Consider the following 24,948-nt stretch of genomic DNA (forward strand, 5'->3'; position numbering starts at 1 on the left):
ACGATGCCTGAATTTTCAAAATTAAGTTCACTGATGAAAAAAACGTCAGACAAAGTCCGCGTACCCAATAAAGTATCCCGGCGGTTCTCATTAGGTGGAAAAGACCGCCGGGAGACAATCATAGGCGGGCTTTTTGTAACGCCCGCCTTAGTAATGTACGCGATTTTCGTCTTGGTGCCCCTCGTACTCAGTGTTTATTATTCCTTTTTTAGATGGAATGGTATTACGCCGATGACCTGGGTAGGATTGAAGAATTACCGGACAGTCTTTGAGGTTCCGGACCTGCTTGCGACAATTTTCAACGCGTTCAAGTTGGTGCTGTTTTTCAGCATTATTCCGGTTGGCCTCGGATTGATCGTTGCCAGCGTGATTCAACGTGTGGGCAGCGGCCGTTTTGGATCGATAACCCGCACTGTCCTGTTCCTTCCGCAAGTGATCCCTTTGGTTGCGGCTGGAATTATTTGGGGCTGGTTACTTGCTCTCCCTGGCCTGATCAATGAGGTCCTAACCGCGGTTGGCTTGGAAAGTTTTACGCGCGCCTGGTTGGGGGATTTTACCTGGGCTTTGCCATCCGTCGGCATGATTGGTGTGTGGGTTTTGTTGGGATTTTGTACCGTATTGCTTTCTACCGGCATTACCAAGATTGATCCGGCATTGTATGAATCAGCCAGGATCGACGGCGCTAGTTGGTGGAATGAATTTTTATCTATCACTGTCCCTTTATTGAAGTATGAAATCGGCGTATGCCTGACGGTGACTGTTATCAATGCGCTATCTGCTTTTGACATCGTCTATGTATCCACGGCCGGAGGTCCTGGTAATTCTACCGCTGTCCCTGGTGTGAAAATCTATATTTTGGCGTTTACGGAACAGCGCATTGGCTTGGCATCTGCATTGGCAGTTTTATTGATGATCCTGGTGCTGGTTGTTGTTTTGCCGCTCCAACGCTTAAATCGGGAGGAAGAATAATGAAAATCGGCCGCGGCGAACTCTTTATCGGTCGTGCATTCCTGACGATATTAATGTTGATCACAGTCCTGCCTTTTATTAGCATCTTTTTAACCGCTTTGCATCCTTCGGGAACAGTGCCCAGGGGTTTTGAATGGCCGGCTGATCCACAGTGGGGCAACTTCTTAGAAGCTTTCAAGGTAGCCAATATGACCGCGCTGCTTTCATCCAGCTTATACATTGTAGCCGCGGTAGTACCCGTCTCTTTGATCATCTCAACGATGGCGGCCTTTGCGATTGGCCTTCTGCGAATTCCCGGGTCGAAGTTCCTCTTCCCGTTGTTTGTATTTGGATTGACATTGCCTTTTGGTGGTATCATCGTCCCCCTTTATTATCTGGAACGTTGGATGGGTATCTACAATACTCGTTTGGCTATCGTGCTCCCTCTGATTGGTTTGTATATGCCTTTTGCTGTCTTTTGGATGCGGGCTCATTTCATCAGTATGCCAATTGAGATTACGGAAGCGGCTCGCATTGACGGTGCGAGCGCATGGGATTTATTCCGGCGAATTCATCTGCCCCTTGCGCGTGCGCCTCTTTCCTCATTGGGCATCCTTATGTCTGTCTGGACCTGGAACCAATTCCTCTTAGCATTGGTGTTGGTCGAGGATCCGACCAGGAGAACCATGGCCGGTGCATTGGGCGCATTTCAAGGACACTACGCAACCAATGTCCCATTGCTTTGCGCCGGAACCATATTAATCCTGGTCCCTACTCTGGTGGTCTTTGTCTTGTTCCAGCGCCAGATTATCACGGCATTGCTGCAAGGCTCGATCAAAGGATGAACTGTATTCATGGGTATCACCGGGAAAAAAAGGCATCCTTGATAAGGAACTTTAACGAATAACTGTCATGGCATGATAAAGCTTGTTGACGGCCGACTCATCGCAGTGATCAGAAAACGGAGGTTCTGGTTACTTTTTAAAGTTTTTATCATTCGTGCTTTGGGTTGGAAAAATCTCTCTGAGAACCATCTACCGCAGAGATGTTTTGGTTAGTGAGCCAGGAGTTGAAATTATTTTTATTATTTATGAATGAGTTTACATGCGGGCTGCTTTGCTGGAGGAATCTGGTATGAGTGAGTGTTCAGGTATTGAAATAAATAGATTACCCGCATGTGAAAATCTTCGAAATATGAGGTATTTATGAAAGGTGACATTATTAATGTAGAGGCGCATCATGAGGAGGCTGCGAGGGAAATTGTTGCGCATCTTATTCAGGTGATAAAAGACAAAGCAAGGATCTATACCATGACCGTGGGGGGGGAATCGGGCAGCGGCAAATCAGAGATCAGCCTGGCAATATCGAACGAGCTGAAAAAGTTTGGCATAAAAAGTGTGATCTTGGGCCAGGACGATTATTTCTTCTTGCCTCCCGAGTCCAACAGTGAAAAAAGGCATACCGATCCGGATTGGTTGGGGCCGCATATCGAGGTCAACCTTGATTTGCTCGAGAAAAATATCATCGACGCCATACAGGGGAAATTAATAATTGAAAAGCCGCTGGTTGATTACAATGCCAACACAATCGAGACCCAGACGCTGGACTTAAAGGATGTAAAAGTAGTCATCGCCGAAGGTACGTATACTTCCTTGTTAAGGAATATTGACAGCAAGGTTTTTATAACCAGAAATTGGCTGGCTACCTTGGAGGATCGAAAAAAAAGAAACAGAGGGAAAGAGGTCAGTGATCCTTTCGTTGAGAAGATTTTAGCTACTGAACATAAGATTATTGCAGGGCACCGATATTTGGCAGATTTTATCATCAACGATCAATTCGAGGTGACTATTGTTGAACCGGAGAGAATGAATGAGTATTAAAAATCAGGTTCAATTAATCACCTATCCGGACTCATTGGGAGGGGATTTACGCAAGCTGAATCTGGTTCTGGATACTTATTTCAAAGGATTGTTTAGCGGAGGTACCCACATCCTTCCGCCTTTTCCTTCCTCGGGCGATCGAGGTTTTGCGCCTTTGACCTATGCCGAAATTGAACCGAAATTTGGCACCTGGGAGGATATCAAGCGCATCGGTGAAAAATCACCCGTCTTATTGGATTTAATGGTGAACCACATTTCGGCTAAATCCACTTTCTTTCAAGATTTTCTTGAGACAGGACGTAAGTCGAAATACGCCGACCTTTTCATCACCCTGGATAAGATCTGGCCTGATGGAATTCCCGTACAGGCCGACCTGGATCAAATCTTCCTGCGCAGAGCAGAACCTTTCTCCAAATTCACCATTCGACAGACGGGAGAGGTGGAAAGCGTGTGGACAAGTTTTGGGAAGACAATCCCCTCCGAACAAATCGATCTGGATATCCATTCGCCCATCACACGAGATTTGCTGGAAAAATTCATATTGAACTTCAGCAAAAACAATGTGCAGATGGTACGGCTGGACGCGGTTGGATATGTTATCAAAAAACGGGGCAGCACTTGCTTCTTTGTGGAACCCGAAATCTATGAATTCCTGGACTGGATTTCTGAGCTGGCGCATTCTATGAATATCGACTTGCTGCCTGAAATTCATTCGGAATATGAAACGCAATTCAGATTGGCGCAAAAGGGCTATTGGATTTACGACTTCATTCTGCCGTATTCTATTTTGGATGCATTTATTAACGGGACATTTGGCAGGCTAAAGAAGTATTTACGGGAACGTCCTCATAATCAATTCACCATGCTGGACTGCCACGATGGGGTGCCGCTTAAACCGGATTTGAATGGGCTGTATACTCATGAAGATGCGCAAAAAGTAGTGGATGTTTGCCTGAGCCGTGGGGCCAATTTAAGCTATGTCATCTCACCAAAATACCAGGATGAGGATGGCTTCAATGTTCATCAGATCCGCTGCTCGTATTACTCAATTTTGGACTGTAACGACACCGCTTACCTGGCGGCTCGCGCGATTCAATTTTTTACGCCGGGCATTCCGCAGGTATATTACGTTGGTTTGCTGGCCGGAGAGAATGACCTTGAATCGATAAAGAAAACCGGTGAGGGGCGTGAGATTAACCGCCATAACTTCACGCTGAAAGAGATCGAACAAGCTATTGAAAAAAATGTTGTTAAAAAGTTGATGAACCTGATTCAATTGCGAAACACGCACCCGGCATTCAACGGTGAGTTTGAAGTAGGTTCTTGCAGTGATAAAGACCTGGTTCTCTCCTGGAAAAAGGATGAAGATTTCACGGAGCTGGTTGTGAAGCTGGAGCCGCTTTCGGCAACTGTTACGTATAATGAAACGGGAACACAAGCGATAAAAACCATGCATTTGTGATAATGCATGGTTGTTCAATCAGCGGTTGACCACATCTTCCATTTATGAGACCGGTAAGTAATTGAGAGTCAGCTAAATTAGGAGATTCCTGATGCCCTTAACTTTTGATTTTCCCTTTGATCAATTAGTCGATTATAGGGGGAGCAGCCCCCGGCCGGATGATTTCAGTGAATATTGGCGGCAAGGATTGGAAGAAATGCGGCAGGTCGATCCGCAGGTTGAGCTGCGGCCGGCGGATTTCAAGACCTCATTTTGCGACTGTTACGATATGTTTTTCACCGGCGTACGCGGGGCGCGTATTCATGCGAAGTTGATCCAGCCGCAGAATGGCCGGAACCCGCACCCGGCAGTGTTGATGTTCCACGGTTATACCGGTAATGCGGGCGACTGGACTGATAAGCTTGGCTACGCTGCCCAGGGATTCACGGTAGCGGCCATGGACTGCCGCGGGCAGGGAGGCTCTTCAGAGGACACAGGTGGAGTTTCGGGGAATACGCTGCACGGCCACATCATCCGCGGATTGCAGGACGCGTTGAACGGGAAGCCGGAGAATCTCTTGTTCCGCCAGGTATTTCTGGACGCAGCCCAACTGGCCGGAATTGTCATGGGCATGCCGGACGTAGACGCGGAACGGGTGGGCGCGTTGGGCGGCAGTCAGGGTGGAGCCTTGACGGTGGCCTGTGCTGCCTTGGAACCTCGAATCAAGCGGGCTGCCCCGCTTTATCCTTTCTTAAGTGACTACAAGCGAGTTTGGGATATGGATCAGGGTAAGGAGGCTTACGTGGAACTCCGCGAATATTTCCGGTCCTTTGATCCGGCGCATAAGCAGGAGCGGGCGATATTTGAAAAACTGGGCTATGTCGACATCCAAAACCTGTCCGACCGTATTGAAGGCGAAGTGCAATGGGGCATAGGCTTGATGGACACCACTTGTCCGCCTTCCTCGCAATTTGCTGTTTATAATAAGATCAGGTCTCCAAAATCGATGCGGATTTTCCCCGATTACAGTCATGAAGTGATACCTGGTTTTGCCGATCTCAGTTTTCAATTTATGCTGGGTCTATAATGGGTCAGTTTATGGGAAAGGAAAGGCGATGACAATAATCGAATGCAGCCTCCGATCAAAGACTTTATTATTTCCCACAACTATCAAAGTACTGCTGCCTGAGAATTTTCCGGATATTCATCAAGACGATTTATCGGCAGTAGAATTCGGAATCACAGAGAAATACCGGACGCTTTACCTGCTGCACGGCGCGACCGATGGATCCAATAGCTGGTTGTTGAATTCGCGTATTCGACATTACGCCAACCAGCGCAATCTGGCAGTCGTTTTACCGGATGCGCAAAATAGTTTCTACGCTGATCGGATGCATGGGCCCGCCTTTTGGACGTACATCAGCGAAGAGCTGCCCAGCTTTATCTGCTCGCTGCTGCCTTTATCCCGCCGGCGTGAGGATAATTACGTGGCTGGCTTATCCATGGGAGGTTACGGCGCTCTGAAATTTGCCCTGCGCAAGCCGGAAATGTTCTCCGCGGTGATCAGCCTTTCTGGTGTGGTGGATGTCGTTTCTGCACTCAAGAACCCAATTCACCCCAATTTCAACGCCGATGCCCATTTTGGCGGACTGGATCAATTGAAGGGCAGCGATAATGACCTTTTCGCGCTGATTGATAAACTTGCCGTGTCAAAGACACCAATCCCCAAAATTTATTTTGCCTGCGGGACGGATGATTTCCTGTTGGATATGAACAGAAAATTCAGAGACCATTTGGAAAAACACGGAGTGGACTTTTGTTACGAAGAAGGCCCGGGCGAACATGACTGGGACTACTGGGATGAGTATATCCAGCGAGGGCTGGATTGTATTGATTCCAATTTTCAGGGAAAATGTTGTTCGTAGTGTAGAACCCATTGATGACGCCGGGCGAGTGGCGGCGTCATTTGTATAATGATTACCGGAAGACAAAAGCGAGGATCACAAATCGTCGTCCCATTTTGAGACGACGATTTGATTTCGTATAGTTATTCTGGCGAGAGATCCTGCCCTAAACCGGAAGCCCTTTAGCGCCCTGAATACCTTTCAGCGCGGCGATCTCGCCATTGTGTCCCAATGCCTGCGAAGTATCCAGCAAAAGCATATCTGCTACCGTACGCTCTCCGCCGGCAAATTTCACTTTGCGATCAAGATCCTCGGCTGTCAAAGTATCCAGATACGTATCCGTGGCGGCCCACACGGCTGCCGCGTAATCTACTTGTGGTTGGATGGGCAGCTGCTGGTGCTTGAACGCGCTCCAGTCTTCGCCGAAATCCGGCGGCTTGGGGATGCCTACTTTCTCGCTCCACTTTCCGGTCTCCCAGATACTGGGTTTGCCCTGCAGGATTTCCTGAATGAAATGGTCTTCCGAAAAGATTAGATGCACATAGGTCGCGCTGATGGTGTTAGCGGTACCGGGAGAAGGGTAATTGAATAGTTCATTGGTCATGTTCTGCATGTTGCCGTCGATGGAACGGCGCATCCCGGCCATTTGCCGCCGGATGTATTCGATGATGTCCACGTTTATCTCCTTAATATATTCTGGATTAAGTATAAAGCAATATGGTCTGCGGATTCAGGTCTACAAACTAAAAGCCGCTTGAATATGAGAAATTAGCCTGTTTAAGCCTGCCGTACACACTGCCTGAATGCCGGAACAACGTTTATGAAAACTGTAATAACGTTATTTACTGGTTTTTTCCTGTTTCATCAGTTCGCGGCAGTACTGTTGATTTGTGCCTTTAAGGAAATCCATTTCCGGATCGAGCAGTTTGTCCGCCTGATCATAGCTTTGGATCGCCTTCTGATATTCTTTGCGTTCTCGATGATATTCACCTGTCAACATATGAAAATCATATTGCGCATGAGGATGTGAGCTTGCTTCAATCTGTTTTATGATTTTCTCAGCATTTTCCCAATCCGACTTCTGGATATAAACGTGGCCAACCTGGTAGAGCAGGGCCAGATCATCGGGTAGATGTTTCAGGCCTTTTTGCAGGAAGGCGAGGGCTTCATCGAATTGGGCTTTCTCAAAATAATCCTGTACCACATCGACCCAATAACGGGGTTCATTTGGGTTCAAACTGAGCGCTTTTTTATAGTACTTGCGCGCTTCTTTGTACTTGCCCGCGTAAGCGATTTCCAGTCCCTGCAGATAGACTTTACGATCCTCGGTCAGCTCATCCCAGCCGTAGTTTTTACAGAAAGTGGCCGAATACTCGGTGAAGCTGGGCCGCTGAGGTGGGGCTGTCTGCTTGGGTGGGTTGTTTGGGGCGGCCTTGCGCGTTGCTTTGGGAGCAGGTTTGTTTGCGGTGCTGCTGGTTGCGGCGGCTGTCGATGTTGCGGCGGTTTGCTGAAGTGCCTCTCCCCGTTTCTGCTGCCCATTCTGAAGGTAGCGGAAAGGCGTGTTGGGCCAGGCTGCCAGAAAAGTTCGAGTCACCTCGTCATAGATGTGAACGGTCAGGCTGAGTTTATAATCCCCATCCTTCTGGTCCAGCTCGCTGTACGGCATGAACAGGATGTAGTCGTTGTAGTAGGTATTGTCGAATCCCGGTTTGAAGGTCGAGCCGACTGAGACTTTGTTATTGGCACTGTGGAAACGTTGGTTGATGTCCTGCAGCGGTTGGTTGTTCTCATCATAGAAATAGGCAGACGTGCGGCATTGAATACCTTTGCGGTTGGTGATGTTGAAATTTAAACGGATCTGAATGCCGGCTTCTTTGGATTGAAAAACGTTGTGGGTGATCTCCATTTCACGCAAGGTGACTACGGGTGGTTCAGCCGGGAAGCCGGCGGGTGCCTGTGACTCAACGCCGACAGATTGTGTGCTCTCAACTTGATTGGTCACTGCTTGTGGTTTGGTTTGTTGTTGGCCGCGTGCTAATAATGCTTTACCTTCTTCGTAGCAGGTCTGTACCGCTTTGCGTTCCGGCCAATTAGCCTGATTCTTTATGTTTTCCTTCGCGCAGCGTTTCAGATAAGCGGGGGTGGCGGATATGAAACGGTTTTCCACCTGCTGCAATTCATATTTGTAGGGGATATTGGCGTCGCGGAAGAAGGTGATGGTCAAACTGCTTTGCACATCGGTGACTTCCATGTTCATCTGGCTGCCCCAGCCGTGATTACGGGAATATCCATAGGTGCTGGCGCTATTTGTATACGGGTGAAAATAGGTATTGGCATTCATGGATCCGTAATTGGTGGTGTTGGAAAAACCCAAGGAACGATTGACCACACGGTCCACGCTTTCCTGGATGTTTTGCACCTGCCAGCCAAATCCGGCCATGAAGCTGCAATAGTAAGTTTGCTGAATGTGCGGGATTTTGAGTACTTTGTATTCATATTGCGTCATGGGATCTCCCTCCGATATGAGCAAATGGCCAATTATTTGTAATTGTACAGCGATAGGAAGAAATACGGAAGTTCAAGCTTAAATAGGTGAGAAATTATCGGGTTTCATGAAAACAGGCATCCGGCTGAGATTTGCTAATCAGAAAAACTGAAAAAATTGATGCTAAAATATTACGCAATTTGTTCAGCTAGTCGTATCGTGGAAGGAACCATCAATGACAGAAATAAAACGTGTGGCTATCCTTGGGGCAGGGGCTTTGGGATCTTATTTTGCGGGTAGATTTTTCGATACCCCTGAATTCTCGACTGTTCTGATCGCTAAAGGGTCACGGCTCGAAAGGCTTCAAAGAGATGGGCTGGAAATTAATGGAAAACATTATCCATTTCCCGTGATCCAACCGGATGATTCACAGGAACCTATGGACCTGATCATCGTAGCGCTGAAGCAGTATCATCTTGAGGAAGCCTTGCAGGGAATGGATAAATTAGTCGGGGATGACACGATTTTTGTCTCCTTTATGAACGGGTTGGAGAGCGAGGATTGCATTGCGGAGATCTTCGGCATGGATAAGGTATTGCACGGTATTTCTGTTGGCATAGATGCGTTGCGTGAAGGCAACCAAATGACCTATACCAACCCCGGAAAGCACTACTTCGGTGAGCTAAATAATGCGGAACTCAATGAAAAAGTTCGCAGGGTACAAAAAGCATTCGAGAGGGCAGGGATCCGATACGAAACGCCTGAGGATATGCTGCGGATCATGTGGTGGAAATTTATGATTAACGTGGGCATGAACCAAGCCTCAGCCGTCATGCGAGCGCCCTACGGCATCTTTCACAAGGATCCAAACGCACAACAATTGATGGAATCTTTGATGCGGGAGGTCATTGCATTGGCCGCGGCACAGGGCATTGATCTGACTGAGCGCGATATTGACGACTGGTATCCTTTCCTGCACGGTTTGTCACCCCAAGGAAAAACATCCATGCTGCAGGATATCGAAGCGGGCCGGAAAACCGAGGTGGAGATCTTCGGCGGGAAAGTGGTGGAGCTGGGTAAAAAGTACGCTGTACCCACCCCAGTGAACGAGACCTTACTTCGCATCATCCGCGTGCTGGAGCAAAATCCGGTCTGATTGTAGGACGGGGCGCCCCCGGCGCGATTCACCTGCTTGGCAGCCTTCCTAAAGAATAGTACAAATGGCAGGGCAGATAGTAAGGGATTTCAGCAAGGCGTGCTTGGAAAATATAAAAATCCCAAATGTTTTTGGGGATTTTCCGTTTCCGTAATAAACTATACTGGTTCTCAAAAAACTAATTAGTATGATAACAATAGAAGGCTTTTTCAATTAGTGACATGACAGTAAAAGGAGACAACAATGTTATTACCAATGAAGGATTTGTTAGTTGAAGCAAGGAAAGGGGGGTATGCAATCCCTGCTCCTAATGCGGAAAACGAATTAAATGTTAGGGCATATATAGAGGTGGCAGAAGAGTTAAGGTCACCGTTGATTATTGGATCGGTGAGCCATGCAAACCCGAATATGTATGATTACGGAAGGATAGTTACTGATTTGGCGAGGCAGGCAACTGTGCCTGTTGCGTTCAACCTTGACCATGGAATGACATTCGAGGTCGCTGTTATGGCCATCAGAGCCGGATTCACCTCAGTGATGGTTGACAGATCCAAGCTGCCTTATGAGGAAAACGTCGCACAGGTCAAAGAAGTTGTTCGTATGGCGCACGCTGTGGGAGTGTCTGCGGAAGCTGAACTTGGGCATGTCGGAATTGGCAGTAATTACGCTGTGGACGGTGTTTCCAACTTTACAGATCCGGAATTGGCGAAAAAGTTTGTGGAAGAGACACAAATCGATGCGCTCGCCGTGGCAATTGGTACTGCGCATGGACTCTATAAAGGTGAACCAAAATTACAATTTGATTTATTAGAGCAAATTGTTAATTCGGTTGATATACCTTTGGTTCTCCATGGGGGATCCGGAACAGGTGATGAGAACCTGGCTCGGGCATGCCGATCAGGAATTAATAAAGTGAATCTTTCCACGGACATGAAGTATGCTGCGCTTCAAAATCTGAAAAAGGTTTATCCAATTGGGGAAGGTGAAGAAAACATTTTCGGTTTTTGGCGACTTCTGCAGGAAGGTTTCAAAGATGCGCTCAGGCATTATGTAAAAGTCTGCGGATCAGAAGGAAAAGCATAATCGCTAGCGAGGAAAAATAGCACAATAACTTGTTGAGGAGGATTATCAAATATCGATAATCCTCCTGCATTTATTAAAAGGAAACTTTCCAGATTCAATCCATAAAAATCGGCGGCCAAGCCAAGGAACTCTGAACCTTTGTCCTATTAAGGGGATTCGAAGGCAGGGTGCAATAGTGTCCACATAGAGCATTGTATGCACCCTGTATCACCGGCTTTGCATTCGAGATGCACCCCGAAAGGCTCCTCGAAGTTTGTGTATTTTCACATTTTGTCATAGATGCAACTGTCCGCTGCATTATTTACTGATAATACCGGAAATTCTATATGTGTTTGCTAAGGATTCGACATACCCTCAAAACGGATAAAAATTGGGTAATCCTTCACCAGCAAATCAGGGATGACCAAGTCCCCATTCTCGTTCTCGATGATCAATTCTTGCTCAAGGCCGCTGAACACGTCAATGCCGGTTGCTTTTTCAACGGAGGATTGAGGGAATGTGAGGGTGGTACTTAAACCAGGGTCATCTTCTACTGCCTCGTCGTTCGTCCACAGGGCAACCAATTTATCGCCGTTGGGTAAGTTGAACGCATAATATCTAATGTTAGCGACCTCGTCCGTTAAAAGCGATAAGGCCATGTCTGTTGGTTCTGCCCCGGCAAGAATATCGTTAGTATTGTGAATTGGTGCAAGGAAGGGCGATTGGAAGAAGATGTTGATGGTCACGTTGAGTCCCAATCCGCGATGTTCGGTAATCGCCCGGGTGTAATACTTGGCTGCAATCATGTGGCTAAGTGGCGGACCACAAGTAAAACCCTCCTCGGCCACGGTTCGCCACAAAATCTCGTCAGCGAAATACTCTCCACTAAAGCCCTGTGAAGTAGCAAGATCCTTTATCGCCTGCACTGTCTGCGGGTAATTCTGGTAGCTGGGGTCGCTGGGTATGTTGTCATAGAAGGGGTGCCAAGAGATAGCATCTACCATATTGACAACTCCAGACTCGAGAAGGTTATTTAATATGTCAACACTAAGTTCGAAGCGTTGGTATTGGCCATATCCGGGAAAACCGTTCTCCCAACTTCCTGGTGTCGAACCAATGATGATTGTTGCTTCAGGATCAATCTCCTGGATAACTGGGACTGTTTTTTTAATCAGGTTGGCGTAAGTCTCGGTTGAGATATATCCGGGTTCATTCAGTATCTCATAGGAAGAAATTCGATCCTTGAAGTGACGCACGATCAATTCGACGTATTTTAGATAAGCATCAATTTCTTCCTCGCTTTTGTAAGTAGTATCATATTCAGTGAAATTGATAGGGTAGCCTGTTCCCAACCATAGGTCGAGTGAAATCATCACACCATTGTTAATATAATTATTTATGACCTCATCCACTTCCGGTGGTATTGAATCCAGGAGGAAGGTTTTAACTCCAAACCCTTCGTCCTCCCCGAATAGAGTCAGGGATTGGATTCGCAGTCGCTTGAATCCATTCGCCATGACATCTTCTGTTGCTTCGCTATACCTGTCAAAACCTTCCGTATGAACGCCGATATGGTTGTCGGGCAATTCCTGCAAAGGCCTCGGGGAAAATTGAGTTGTTGATAAATTGTTATTCGCTTGCAGTGTTGAAGAATTCAAATCACCTTCAATTTCAGGTGTTATGTCTCCAGGCGATTGTGACGTGGAATTTGGTGGCGTATCTGTGGTGATGTTCGTGAGAGAGTCGGTAGAAGTCGAAGGAACACATGCTACTATTAATACGATAACCAGAAGATAACTAAAAACGTATTGTTTGGAATACATGATTCTCTCCCTTCGTAATAAGGAAAAAAAAGAGCTTGAAATCTTGATATCTATATAATAGATGTTCTATAACAATTGTTCAATAGAGCCTGCTATCCCAGGATCCGAAGATTCAATAATAAATGCAATCATGATTTTGGGTATTGGAGTCGAACTGATATGCAAATTCACTTTGCTTAGATTTCAACAGGTGCGATTCGCCTGCACTCTTTAGGATGAATCTGCATACTCTGGTACTTGTCCCTTTTAGGGGTTTCCAGATCAGACTCTTTGTGTTCATTTGTGTCAATCTGTGGTTAAAAAAGAGCGCCCCCGCAGAGATTCGCCTGCTTGTACCCTATGGGCACACTGGCGGCCAGTCCAGGGAACTCTGCGACCATAAGGGAGTACTGATTTGAAGTCAGCATGTAATGATGCCTACAGCGTACCATATGAACATTGTGTGTACAGGTTACCAAAGATCAGTTGGATTTTTTCTACACAGCACATTGAGTGCACCTGATATCACCGGCCTTGCACCTGCGTTGCATCCGGAAACGCGACTTAATTTTTCTAAAAGACTTTGAATGTCATTACTAAAAATTATGCTTTATTGAAAATAATCAATACAACACAAGAATATGTTGTAAAATTATTCATAACCTTGGAGGAATAAATGAACAATCGGCTTCTGTTCTCCAAACGAATATTTTTACTCATTTTGATTTCATTATTTTCTCTGTTAATTTCTGCATGTAAACCCAATCTAGAAAAACTAAGAAATGAGGGAGATGTAACTGGATTAATTGATGCATTGGAAAGCAATAATGAAGATGTTCGTGGTACAGCAGCATGGTATTTAGGTTTGCTGGGAGATGGCAGTGCTATAAGGCCGCTCATAACCCTTGTCCTCGATGATGATTCTGTTGAGGTAACCAATAAGGCAAGAGATGCATTAAGAAAGATCAATGATAATCAAACGCTAGTCACCTTGCTCGCCGATGCGAGATATGATGTCGCTGATTATGCTTCATCCTTATTAAAAGAAAGTGAATCAATTGAAAATATTAACGGGGATCAACTTTATCTACTTCTGAATGAGAATACTGATCGTGCAATACTTATTGCTCCAATATTGGCATTAATTGGTGATGAACGGGCCATTGAACCACTGATCGAACTTCTCGAGGATGAAAATATCAGTACAAGACGCGAAGCTACTATCGCATTGGGAAAAACTGGCGACAAACGAGCCGTGGATCCTCTTATTGCAGTGCTTGAAGATGAAGATAGTAATGTCAGCCTTAATGCAGCCAATGCACTTTTGGAAATTATCGATGAAAATTCAATTGATCGACTTTTCGCGATGCTCGAAAGCAAGAACTCATATACCCGCCAATATACTGCTGAACTATTAGGCTATTTAGGTAATAGCCAGGCGATAGAACCTCTTAAAAATGCGCGTGACAAGGAACCTTACGCATCAAAAGAGGTCTACACACAGTCAATTAAACGGATAGGTGAAGCAATTGATCAAACTTTAGAACCGCTATTGTCAATATTCAATGATGAGGATCTTGTATATGAACCACCGAATGCTTACCAATTGCCGCCTGAGGGACTTGATTCAATTTTTGAAACCATGACTCCGGTGCTAACAGGGCAAGGAATTCCTGAAGCTTCTGATTACGATCCAAATGCAGATAGTTTTCCGAAGATAGTAGTCTACAACGGAACAGGCACACCCCATTCTATTAATAATTATCTAAATTACGATTTGCTTCCTAAATCTATTGGCGAGACAGAGCTTGTTTTTATTGTTGACGAGGAGCGAGTAGACCTAGGCAGCCAAAAGTATTACTTTCTTGTCAAAGAAAATGCTTTCACGGTAAGCCGAATCCGATATGAGACGAACATTACCGTTCGTGAAGCGTTGAGCGGCGATATCCTTATGACCAGAAGTTTTAAAGGCTCTGAACCACGTGAGTTCCCCTCTTCTGTTGATCAGGATTTGAAGGTTATAGATGGAAGTCATATTAGCTTTAATGAACTTTGGAAGGATTTTTTCTGTGCAGAGGGATTTAAGAGCTTGCCATGTCCATTTGGCTGGAAATTGGAAGATACAAACGATGTTAAGAGCATCGCTCTCTCACCTGACGGTCAGATCATGGCCATCGCGCAACCGCAAGTGGAAATTAGGCGTGCAATAGATGGAGAAATACTAACAACACTGGAAGAGTCTTATTGGCCAGATAGTGTGACTTTTTCACCTGATGGCCAAACCCTGGCTTCCATAAATCGTAATGGCGTTGTCCAATTATTTCGGGTATCCGATTGGGAGTTGCTGAACACGCTCGATCTTAGGGATGAATTGGATGGTAATGAAATAAAAATTGCCTTTTCCCCTGACGGGCAATTTATTGCAGTCGCGCCAATTTGGGATGGTAGTAGGAATTATTTACATATCCTTCGGGTTGCAGATGGTGAGATTATAAGTAAATCAGGGGATATAAATTTCTTTATACAGGACACCACATGCATGTCGTATACTCCCGATGGGCAACATTTGGCTTTGGGGATGTCCAATGGAAATGTTGTAATTTGGAACATTGAAGTTGAATATCTGACACCTTATACTTTTTTGTTGGGTGAGGATTCCCCAATAACGTTCATTACATTTTCGCCGGATGGGCAATACATGGCGATGGTGGATAGTTTGGGATACGTACAGATCTTGCGAATATCTGATGGGGCTTTGGTTTATAAAAGATATCATGATATTGATGAAACCACAGGTACAGGCGGTATAACATTTTTATCAGATGGGCAAATCATGATTTCCGTATTAAATTTAGATTCCGTTTTCCAATGGGAAGTTCAGAATTTTATTCAAGACTAACAAGAATAATTGTATTTAAAAAAATCAAATTACCTGCAAAACGGAAAATACTGTATAAAAAGTTTCGAAATCAATTATTTGTTCCTGCTGTATTTGGGGAAATAATTTTCGTGCGTTAGTTTCTTTTCAATAAAGGCGCCCCCGCAGAGATTCGAACTCTGAACCTACTGATTCGAAGTCTTGACCTGAAGTGTCTATACAGTATATCTGGCGGTTATTTATCTATGATATGCATAGATATGGTGGTTATTAATCTACAAAGTCCAATAATTCTATAATCTGGTACTCCATCTGCACCAAACTGCACCAGATAATATCAAAAATGGAAAGGCGACTTCTGCGGAACCTGCAAATTTTTTATTTTAGCAAAATTCGGCAACCTCTCGAAATTAGCATGCCTTATTAGACAGTTTTTTATTCCTATCCATGTCAGGCAGTTATTTAATCTCTTAAAAGGATCTTCGGTTGCCGTTAGCGCTGGATTAGGCGATGGCAGGGGAGTGCCGGTTGGAATATGCGCTGCTTCTAGAACTTTGGCATAAGACACGGCACCAATAGAAAACTGTTTTATTATCTTGCCTATGGAAATATTTAAGACCTTTATCCCCCCAAACCCAAAATCCTTCACCCACTACTCTTACAAATATTCCCCCATATTTATTTTCGACTGCATCACCAAATACTTCTTTCTTTAGTTCTGTTTTTTCTTCCCCTGTTTTTTGATTAACCAAATCAGCCATTTCCAAGTAATACCGACCACCCCCATATTCATAAAGTCCAAAAACCACTAACCCCAACAAAAAAATCAAGACCACAATTGCCGAAATTAACCATCGCTTCACACTAACAGTCAAGCATAACTGTATTCAAAAATCAATCAGAAAATTTCACTCCTCCATCTGCATTCATATCTGAACCAAAGAGAGGTAGTTTCTCCAGTTCTTCCGGAATAATACCTGTTTTTTCCCACTCTTTAAATAGTGTCCTCCTTTTCCCATTTGGGTCATTCGTATCTTCAAATATCTCCTTGATAAAAGATCCCTGCATATCTTCTGGTCGGTAAATTGATGTTGTGATTTTTCCCATCTCGTAGACTGGTGGTAAATAAGGCAATATTTCAAATTTTCTTACCAAATTTGCTTCAGTTTGTTCCTCAGGGGTATTAAGACTACCTTTAAAAACCCAAGGGGGGACAATAGTTGTATAAGTACCCACGCTGCCATCGGCATTATTTACCGGGAATACCGCCACCACCGTCAAATCATTTTCAACTACCGGCGGATTCTTTTCAAGCATAAAAAAATAAGGTTTACCTATTGGGCTTAAAGAACTACCATAAATATATTCCTTTTTCGTATTAGTGCTTGTTTCCGTAGCTACTGCAGTTCCACTAAATTTTTCTTCATTAGTCAAAGCGTGAATTGCTACATAACTAGTACGATTTTCTCTTGGTATAAGTTCCACAAAGGTTACCTTCATCGATTCTTTAGGGAAACCTTCAAAATTTGCCTTCACAAAATCTGGCAACCTTGCAAAATCAGCCACAGTGATTGGACAATTTTCTGCTTCTTGCCAGGTTCGACAGATACTCAAACCCTCAAAAGGATTCTCTGTTTCCGTTGGTGCCAGTGAGGCTGTTGACAGGGGAGTTACGGTCGGTATTGAAGTCTCTGTTGCTATTGCCGGAATTTTGGCGCAACCTGCGGCACTGGCTGCCAGGATAATCCCCATGACTATTATCTTTATGATTTTGTTCATAGACTTTTCAACCCCAAGATTCCTTGACGATTAGTTTTCTTTCACTTCACCAGAAAATAGTGACATAAAAATCCCAAAACATCAACTATATACCCAAAGACCCACCTGTTAAAGTAACATTTGAACTAAGCAATGGTATCTTTTCAAGTTCCTTTGGAATTATCCCCGTCTTTAACCATTCATCAAGCAGCTTTTTTCTCTTCCCGTTTTCTTGATTTTTCATATCCTCAACTATTTCTGTAATAAGACTTCCTTGATCATCACCACTGGAATGGGCATAAATAACCTCTTCCGAAATTGAACCAACGTTATATCCTGGAGGCGAATATGGCATTTTACCAAACTTTGCCTCGTACGTTGCTTCAGTAAATTCCTCTGCCGTTTTGAAATTACCATGAAAAAGAAGTGGGGGTTGAATGATTGTATAAGTACCTAGACTTCCATCGGCATTGTTGACCGGAAACACGGCTACTAAATCATCATAATTAGTTTCCGGCGGATTTGCTTTGAGAGTAAAGAAAAAAGCCTTTCCGATGGGACTGAGTGAACCACCATAAATATATTCCTTACTCCCCCCTTTTAATTCGCTACCTATGCCTGTCCCTTTTGCCATTTCCTCCGAAGATAAAGCATGTATTACAAAAAAACTGGTCTGTTTGGGCATAGAAACCGCCTCTAACCAACTTACTTTCATTGCCTCCGAAGGGAAGGTGAAGTTAGCCTTCACAAAATCAGGTAACCTTTCAAAATCAGCCACAGTGATTGGACAATTTTCTGCTTCCTGCCATGTCCGACAGATACTAAAACCCTCAAAAGGATCTTCTGTTTCCGTTGGTGCCAGTGTAGCTGTTGACAGGGGAGTAACGGTCGGCACAAGCGTTGCTGTGATTGCCGGAGCTTTAGCACAAGCAGTGGCACCTGCTATCAGGATAATTCCCATGACCATTAGCTTTGTGATTTTGTTCATTAACTTTTCAACCCCAAAGTTACTTAACGATTTTTTTCTTTCCCTATTGTTATAGTAAACACCTAGTTATCAGATGCAAAGAAATGCAAGCTTATGGCAATTTCTTTGTGTAATCACTCACCTCAATATTAGGTGTAAGAATTTTATATTGAAGCTGTTCAGGAATAATACCAGTTTCCACCCATTTTTCAATCAAAGTCTCTCTTTCCTTATCATTATATGAAAGACCAAAAATAGAATTATGGAAATCAAAATCCCCATATAACTGATACTCTGGCATAACCTCGCCAACATCTTCAAACAATGTTTTTGAAGGAGACATCCCATTTCCGTATACTGCATTCATACGATCAACAAGATATTGTAAATATGAAACTGAACCATCAGGATTTAACCACTGTTGTATAGAAATCAAATAGGGGGCTCCATTATATAAGACTTCGAAATTCAATGGCACCCATCGATATGGAGTAATCAAACTACCTTTTTTACGATACAGCTCTTGCTCTGGATGAGCAGGTTGCCCCTCTATATTGTTCCAATAAAAACCAACAATACTCCCATTAACACCCGAACCATAACCTATTTTGCCAGTGTTATATGCCTCTTCAGGGAAAGGTTGACCCACACTTTTAGCATAATCAATTAACCTCCCTGACAATAAATCTTCTTCCGTTGCTGGACATGGTTCCCGCCAATTACTACAATCTTTTCGGGAAAAATCCTCAAAAAGGTCTTCGGTTGCAGTCGGCGCCGGAGTAACCGATGGCAGGGGAGTTATGGTTGGTATGGAGGTCTCTGTCGCAATTGCCGGAGCTTTGGCGCAGGCCGCGATACCGGCTGCCAGGATAATCCCCATGATCATTAGCTTTGTGATTTTGTTCATAGACTTTTCAACCCCAAGATTCCTTGACGATTAGTTTTCTTTCACTTCACCAGAAAATAGTGACATAGAAATCACAAAACATCAACTAATAATCCAAAGGTCCACCTCTCAAAGTAACACTTGCACTAAGCAATGGTATCTTTTCAAGTTCCTTTGGAATTATCCCTGTCTTTAACCATTCATCAAGCAACTTTTTTCTCTTCCCATTATCTTGATTTTTTGTGTCCTCAACTATCTCTTTAATAAAACTTCCTTGATCATCATGGGAATGAAAATATATATTATCTTCTGTAATTGAACCAACATCATATCCTGGAGGCGAATATGGCATTTTACTAAACTTAGCTTCGTACGTAGCCTCAGTAAATTCTTCCGCTGTTTTATAATTACCCTGAAAAAGACGTGGAGGTTGAATGATTGTATAAGTACCTAGACTTCCATTGGCATTGTTGACCGGAAACACGGCTACTAAATCATCATAATTAGTTTCCGGCGGATTTGCTTTGAGAGTAAAGAAAAAAGCCTTTCCGATGGGACTGAGTGAACCACCATAAATATATTCCTTACTCCCCCCTTTTAATTCGCTACCTATGCCTGTCCCTTTTGCCATTTCCTCCGAAGATAAAGCATGTATTACAAAAAAACTGGTCTGTTTGGGCATAGAAACCGCCTCTAACCAACTTACTTTCATTGCCTCCGAAGGGAAGGTGAAATTAGCCTTCACAAAATCAGGTAACCTTTCAAAATCAGCCACAGTGATTGGACAATTTTCTGCTTCCTGCCATGTCCGACAGATACTAAAACCCTCAAAAGGATCCTCTGTTTCCGTTGGTGCCAGCGTAGCTGTTGGCAGGGGAGTCACGGTCGGCACAAGCGTTGCTGTGATTGCTGGAGCTTTAGCACAAGCCGCGGTACTGGTGGATAGAATTATCCCCATGACCATTAGTTTTGTGACTTTGTTCATAGCCTTTTCCACCCAATAATTCTCTTTGATTTATTTTCCTTCTCATTGTAATACCAACCTTAAAAGATGATTAGGGAAATATGGGGAAAGAAATAGTAAAGAGGTATTTCGCTCTATTTGGACATGCAAAATTTATAAGGTTTATAGATGTCTCCAATGAACATGATACCGATTTGAACTCCAGCTATTCAGTAGAATAAAAAATATTCAACAGTAAAAAATAATCCAGACGATATATAAATTCGTATTTTAAAATCCATTGAATTTTGATACTCCGCTCCTTAAAATGGATAAAAAGAAAGGAGCGTGCAACATGGGTGGCGGATCGGGTACCTAACTCTGTTAATGAACCTACCATTTCCAGTGGAAGATATATTGTTCATACAGACGTGGTTGGTGGCTTTTCCAAGTCACCAACCATCGACCATCTGGCAATTGTTCTTTTGCAGCTTTGGTTAAAAAATGAGTTTTTCGGCTATTTCTTTCAATTATTACAGTACGCTGTGGTGGTCTGCATTTGGGAAAGATAGCCCGAATTTTTATTTGCTGTGTATGATGGCTGATTTCGGTAGCCCAAAACCCATCTTTCTTTAAAAATCCCTGCTCGATACCCCATTCAATTTTGAACCGATCTACATCACCCTTGAATTTTACCTGTCTCAATGAGATCAGAATAAACGTTTTACTACCACAGCGGTATTGATCAACTGCAACACCAGGTGTGCAGTTGTATTTAACCAATATTTTCCCATCACCCCAGGCTTGATCTTGAAATGCAATGATATTATTTTGCAGATAACGTACTTTTTCTAGTTTATTTAGAATTGCATACCTGCCGTGCTGGTCTTTGATCTCCAAAGTAGTCTGATAATCTAGCACTTCGTACATACCTTCACTGGACAAACCTTGTAATAATTTACGCCCTATAACCCACAATTGACCCAAAGCTTTGAGACAGGAAGTATCAGAAATAATTGTTATCCAACTAGCTACAGTGTTAATCCAGGAGGGGATGCAATTATCTGAAGGATTGGTTATAGAGGTCATGGTTAATATCAACAATAGCAGTTATCTTATCCATCTGCCATCAGATATCATATCGCTGTAAAGTCATGAAAGAATAAATGTAATTTAAATAGAGGGACAACTGACTAATCTGTTATCCAGTAAATGAAATGAGAAATCATGGAAAGCACAATAGGTAGAAAATTAATTGAGCTGAACGATCCCCAACAAGAAGTCAAAAAATGTGGAAACAACTAAAGATTGGTGTGTGCCGATGAAGCTATTTATCTATATCGCATGGCGATTCTATTAAGAAGCTGATTTTAGACCCAATATTTTTGACAGTCCATTGACTGATTAAGTGTTATCCTCATTTCACTCTATTACGTATATAGTGTATATTATGTCTACAAATTGACAAAAGTTGGGAGAACCTGCCTAATTATCTCATAAGTATTGAACTCATATTTTTAGTTGTTTTATTTAATCTTTTTTTATATAATAAAAAATGCTGGGGTGTTAAAATAAATCAGATCATTTTTCAATAGGGAGTAAGCAATGAGCGAGGATTTTGAAATCACTATTCTTGGCGATGAATCTGATAAGCATAAGAAACCCGCACAATCCATTTCTGATGAAATAATTGAGATCACAGATCCATTAAACGACCGTTATAATACTTTCCGTTTGATTTCCTGGTGGGATATGGATATCATCCGTAATGCAACGATAATGGTTTTGGGAGCTGGAGCGCTGGGGAACGAGATTTTAAAAAACCTCGCTTTGATGGGAGTCGGTAGAATTTTTATTGCTGACTTTGACACAATTGAGGATTCGAATCTCAGCCGCTCAATTCTTTATCGTGAAAGTGATAACGGATTGCAGAAGGCAAAAACTGCAGCGGATGCAGTGCGCGAGATCAATCCAGATGTAGAAGTTCATTATTTTCATGGCGATGTGATACATGAGCTGGGCCTTGGAGTTTTCCGCCAAATGGATGTGGTTATGGGCTGCCTCGATGGTCGTGAGGCACGGCTAGCAATCAATCGGGCATGCTGGTTAGTTGACAAACCCTGGATAGATGGAGCAATTGACGAAATGGAAGGTTTGGTACGCGTGTTTTGGCCAAATCGCGGACCCTGTTATGAATGCACTTTATCAGAGGAAGATTATAAGATACTGGAAAAAAGAGCGTCATGCAACCGCCTTGCCAAGAACTTCTTCGTTGAAAGGAAAATACCAACAACTCCAACAATCTCATCAATCATTGGTGCCATTCAAACACAGGAAGCACTGAAAATCCTGCATAAAAAATCGGTAAAAACTGGGCAGGCGACATATTTCAACGGCATATCAAACGAAAGTTTCCAGATCATTTATTCAGAAAAAAAAGACTGCATGAGTCATTATTCACTCCCTAAAATCATAGAAGATAAAACGCTATCATCTGGATCAAGTACTTTAAAGGATATACTAACTGCCGGGAAACGTTTAATTGGCGAAGACGTCTGGTTTGGAATTCCTACATTTATTACTACGGGCAAATGCCCAATCTGCGAGAAAGAACAAGTTTTCAATAAACCTCTTTTCAAGCTTACCTACAATGATGCGGTTTGCCCAGACTGCAAGGTGCCTTTTTTGCTTGAACCCTATGAAAGAATTGATGGCGACGAGCCTTTTATTTCCAATTCTTTGCGGGATGTTGGCATTCCATCTTTTCATATTTTGGAATGTTATGCGCTGAGTGATCCCGAAAAATCTGTTGGCATAGAAATTACCGGTGACCTTCCCGATTATTTTAACTATATTTCTGGTTCAATGGAAAATTTGGGAGAATACCTCACCAGAAGAAAAGATTTCTGGAAAAATAGCCAAGGTCCAAGCAATCGATTACCCGATAAGAAAACACAATCCGAAAAAAAAATCGTAGTTAAAGTATCTGATGTTTCGGGATCCACAAGCAGGGAATTTAATTTATCCGTGCAAAAACCAATGAAGAGAATTTTACCGATATTGATTAATCAATTAGGGTATAAAGCAACCATGCCAATAGCGATCAACACACGCACAAACCACAGATACCTTCCCGATGATACGTTCGAGTCAACGGGCACTGTTGATGATGACAAGATCATGCTTTATGATAAGAATTTTTTACCATGACTTTATTAACAATAGAGAGAATAAAATGAATCCAAGAACAAGGCGCTTACAATCCGATCAAAAAAAGATCCAAGATCTTGCGGATCGCTGCAAATTCATTTGTATTCTTGACCAAACCGGGGGGAACCCTCCGAATCAATATTTGATTTCATTGCATTTCAAAGCGATCACGAGTATTGACGCGGACAATCAGCCTGTCTATGGCTATGACCATAAATTGCGAATTGATTTACCGGAAGAATACCCAATGCGAAAGCCTTATTTTAATTTTGTAACGCCAATATTCCATCCAAATATTGCTGAGAATGGAGATGTGAGCATTAATTATACAACAGGTCTATGCATGGACGATTTAATCCTGTTCATCATTCACATGATCCGATGGGAAAATGTGGGCCTGGATGATCCATTCAATTTAGCTGCAACTCGGTGGGGAAGAGAGAGTTGGGACAATAAGCCATTGGATAAATCACGAATTTTTGATGAAGATGAATCCAATGAATTAGAAATAGATCAGATAATTATTAAAAAATAAAAAAGATTTAAAAAATTAAATAAGTGAGGGCTGAACATGAATCCAAAATTACGTCGTTTACAATCCGATCAAAAACAGATCCAAGACCTTGCAGATCGCAGTAAATACATTACTATTCTTGAACAAAACGGTGGTACCCCTCCAAATCAATATCTGATTTCTCTCCATTTTAAAGCGATCACAAGTATTAATAGCGCCAATCAGCCTGTTTATGGCTATGACCATAAATTGAGAATTGACTTACACCAGGATTATCCAGATAAGAAACCCATTTTTACTTTCGCGACGCCCATGTTTCATCCCAATATTAATGAGGGTGGAGAAGTGTGTATTGGTAACGAATACACACCAGCTCAATGCATTGATGAATTGATCCTGCGCGTCATTCACATGATTCGTTGGGAAAATGTTGGCCTCAATGACCCATGGTGTTTTGCTGCAGTACGTTGGGCAAGAGAGAGTTGGGACAACCAGCCATTGGATAAATCACAAATCTATACAGAAGAGGAAGTTGATATTCATGTCTATAATTCGCCACCAGCACATCCAAATCAACACCCGACTGATCCGCCTACCCTATTTCCGCCGCCGGCAGGAGTGAAAGATCCAGACGAAATTGAAATAATTCTTTTAGAAGATGATAATAATAATAAGGAGGAAATAGAAATAACAGTTCTCGGAGATGCAAACGTAGTTCCAACCCAAGGTGATTCCAATAACCATAATGATTCACAGGATATAGAAATCACGGTTTTATAGACCATAATTTATAAAAAATTGAATAGGAGATAGAAAATGCCAGAAGAGAAAAAAATTAAGGTCAAAGTAAGTGATTCCACAGGTGCAAAAGTAAAGGATGTAGAAGTACCCAGTAATGTTAATATCAAGCGATTGATTCCTGTCATGGTAAATAAACTTGGTTTTGAAAACAACCAGTATATTGCGGTAAATAAACGCACCGGATATCAATATAACGATAATGATACTCTGGAGGGTACAGATACAAAAGAAGGTGATCTTATCCGGTTAATGGCAAACATCACGAGCGCCCGGTAAGGTATTCTTCCTTAATATAATTTTATATTTCGATTAG

General features: G+C 43.1%; 22 protein-coding genes. 13 read left to right on the forward strand and 9 right to left on the reverse strand.

The annotated features are described in order from the left end of the window. The first annotated feature begins 33 nt into the window (after positions 1-33). The 6 genes from Pelsub_RS06335 to Pelsub_RS06360 all read left to right on the forward strand — a co-directional run bounded on the left by Pelsub_RS06335 (position 34) and on the right by Pelsub_RS06360 (position 6,194). Positions 34-969, forward strand: coding sequence for a carbohydrate ABC transporter permease (locus Pelsub_RS06335; RefSeq protein WP_116225026.1), 936 nt, complete (start codon positions 34-36; stop codon positions 967-969). Further along, positions 969-1,793, forward strand: coding sequence for a carbohydrate ABC transporter permease (locus tag Pelsub_RS06340; protein WP_116224568.1), 825 nt, complete (start codon positions 969-971; stop codon positions 1,791-1,793). The genes Pelsub_RS06335 and Pelsub_RS06340 overlap by 1 nt, the downstream gene beginning before the upstream one ends. 360 nt (positions 1,794-2,153) lie before the next feature. Continuing rightward, positions 2,154-2,828, forward strand: a complete 675-nt coding sequence (locus tag Pelsub_RS06345; protein ID WP_116224567.1) for a uridine kinase family protein — start codon at positions 2,154-2,156, stop codon at positions 2,826-2,828. Beyond that, positions 2,818-4,290, forward strand: coding sequence for a sucrose phosphorylase (gene gtfA, locus Pelsub_RS06350; RefSeq protein WP_116224566.1), 1,473 nt, complete (start codon positions 2,818-2,820; stop codon positions 4,288-4,290). The genes Pelsub_RS06345 and gtfA overlap by 11 nt, the downstream gene beginning before the upstream one ends. 91 nt (positions 4,291-4,381) lie before the next feature. Beyond that, entirely contained in the window at positions 4,382-5,356 is a 975-nt protein-coding gene (locus tag Pelsub_RS06355) for an acetylxylan esterase (RefSeq protein WP_116224565.1), read from the forward strand. Between the two features lie 28 nt (positions 5,357-5,384). Beyond that, a complete protein-coding gene (locus Pelsub_RS06360) occupies positions 5,385-6,194 on the forward strand; it encodes an alpha/beta hydrolase (protein ID WP_116224564.1) in 810 nt (269 codons plus the stop codon). Between the two features lie 145 nt (positions 6,195-6,339). On the opposite strand, the gene Pelsub_RS06365 is transcribed toward Pelsub_RS06360, so the two are convergent. Together Pelsub_RS06365 and Pelsub_RS06370 are read right to left on the reverse strand one after the other, a co-directional pair. Then, complete coding sequence (locus tag Pelsub_RS06365; RefSeq protein WP_116224563.1) at positions 6,340-6,849, reverse strand: DinB family protein; 510 nt, start codon at positions 6,847-6,849, stop codon at positions 6,340-6,342. 162 nt (positions 6,850-7,011) lie between these two features. Beyond that, positions 7,012-8,679, reverse strand: a complete 1,668-nt coding sequence (locus tag Pelsub_RS06370) for a tetratricopeptide repeat protein (protein WP_116224562.1) — start codon at positions 8,677-8,679, stop codon at positions 7,012-7,014. A 214-nt stretch (positions 8,680-8,893) separates the two neighbouring features. Here Pelsub_RS06370 and Pelsub_RS06375 point away from each other — a divergent pair, with 214 nt between their 5' ends. Both Pelsub_RS06375 and Pelsub_RS06380 read left to right on the forward strand, forming a co-directional pair. Next, positions 8,894-9,814 (forward strand): ketopantoate reductase family protein, encoded by a 921-nt coding sequence (locus Pelsub_RS06375; protein ID WP_116224561.1) that lies wholly within the window; start codon positions 8,894-8,896, stop codon positions 9,812-9,814. 243 nt (positions 9,815-10,057) lie between these two features. Next, positions 10,058-10,897 (forward strand): class II fructose-bisphosphate aldolase, encoded by an 840-nt coding sequence (locus Pelsub_RS06380; protein WP_116224560.1) that lies wholly within the window; start codon positions 10,058-10,060, stop codon positions 10,895-10,897. A gap of 335 nt (positions 10,898-11,232) precedes the next feature. On the opposite strand, the gene Pelsub_RS06385 is transcribed toward Pelsub_RS06380, so the two are convergent. Continuing rightward, complete coding sequence (locus Pelsub_RS06385) at positions 11,233-12,699, reverse strand: cellulase family glycosylhydrolase (RefSeq protein WP_116224559.1); 1,467 nt, start codon at positions 12,697-12,699, stop codon at positions 11,233-11,235. A gap of 655 nt (positions 12,700-13,354) precedes the next feature. Here Pelsub_RS06385 and Pelsub_RS06390 point away from each other — a divergent pair. Beyond that, positions 13,355-15,577 carry a HEAT repeat domain-containing protein gene (locus tag Pelsub_RS06390; RefSeq protein WP_116224558.1) on the forward strand — a complete coding sequence of 741 codons (2,223 nt, stop codon included), beginning with the start codon at positions 13,355-13,357 and terminating at the stop codon, positions 15,575-15,577. Between the two features lie 482 nt (positions 15,578-16,059). On the opposite strand, the gene Pelsub_RS06395 is transcribed toward Pelsub_RS06390, so the two are convergent. From Pelsub_RS06395 to Pelsub_RS06420, 6 genes are all read right to left on the reverse strand, one after another. Then, complete coding sequence (locus tag Pelsub_RS06395; RefSeq protein ID WP_126440422.1) at positions 16,060-16,317, reverse strand: hypothetical protein; 258 nt, start codon at positions 16,315-16,317, stop codon at positions 16,060-16,062. 133 nt (positions 16,318-16,450) lie between these two features. Beyond that, positions 16,451-17,335 carry a hypothetical protein gene (locus Pelsub_RS06400; RefSeq protein ID WP_116224556.1) on the reverse strand — a complete coding sequence of 295 codons (885 nt, stop codon included), beginning with the start codon at positions 17,333-17,335 and terminating at the stop codon, positions 16,451-16,453. A gap of 85 nt (positions 17,336-17,420) precedes the next feature. Then, positions 17,421-18,302, reverse strand: coding sequence for a hypothetical protein (locus Pelsub_RS06405; protein WP_126440424.1), 882 nt, complete (start codon positions 18,300-18,302; stop codon positions 17,421-17,423). Between the two features lie 91 nt (positions 18,303-18,393). Continuing rightward, a complete protein-coding gene (locus tag Pelsub_RS06410; protein WP_116224554.1) occupies positions 18,394-19,188 on the reverse strand; it encodes a hypothetical protein in 795 nt (264 codons plus the stop codon). A gap of 85 nt (positions 19,189-19,273) precedes the next feature. Next, a complete protein-coding gene (locus tag Pelsub_RS06415; RefSeq protein WP_116224553.1) occupies positions 19,274-20,152 on the reverse strand; it encodes a hypothetical protein in 879 nt (292 codons plus the stop codon). A gap of 351 nt (positions 20,153-20,503) precedes the next feature. Beyond that, positions 20,504-21,199 carry a hypothetical protein gene (locus Pelsub_RS06420; protein WP_126440427.1) on the reverse strand — a complete coding sequence of 232 codons (696 nt, stop codon included), beginning with the start codon at positions 21,197-21,199 and terminating at the stop codon, positions 20,504-20,506. Positions 21,200-21,715: 516 nt separating this feature from the next. On the opposite strand from Pelsub_RS06420, the gene Pelsub_RS06425 reads away from it, so the two are divergent. Genes Pelsub_RS06425 through Pelsub_RS06440 form a run of 4 tightly spaced genes read left to right on the forward strand, consistent with a single transcriptional unit; the run spans position 21,716 to position 24,911 of the window. After that, positions 21,716-23,320, forward strand: a complete 1,605-nt coding sequence (locus tag Pelsub_RS06425; RefSeq protein WP_116224551.1) for a HesA/MoeB/ThiF family protein — start codon at positions 21,716-21,718, stop codon at positions 23,318-23,320. 25 nt (positions 23,321-23,345) lie between these two features. Beyond that, positions 23,346-23,855 (forward strand): ubiquitin-conjugating enzyme E2, encoded by a 510-nt coding sequence (locus tag Pelsub_RS06430; RefSeq protein WP_158675007.1) that lies wholly within the window; start codon positions 23,346-23,348, stop codon positions 23,853-23,855. A gap of 36 nt (positions 23,856-23,891) precedes the next feature. Beyond that, positions 23,892-24,614: a ubiquitin-conjugating enzyme E2 gene (locus tag Pelsub_RS06435; protein ID WP_116224549.1), complete on the forward strand. Its 723-nt coding sequence runs from the start codon at positions 23,892-23,894 to the stop codon at positions 24,612-24,614. Between the two features lie 36 nt (positions 24,615-24,650). After that, entirely contained in the window at positions 24,651-24,911 is a 261-nt protein-coding gene (locus Pelsub_RS06440; protein WP_116224548.1) for a ubiquitin family protein, read from the forward strand. Positions 24,912-24,948 lie beyond the last annotated feature (37 nt).

The sequence above is a fragment of the Pelolinea submarina genome (assembly GCF_003966975.1).
Lineage (GTDB): Bacteria > Chloroflexota > Anaerolineae > Anaerolineales > Anaerolineaceae > Pelolinea > Pelolinea submarina.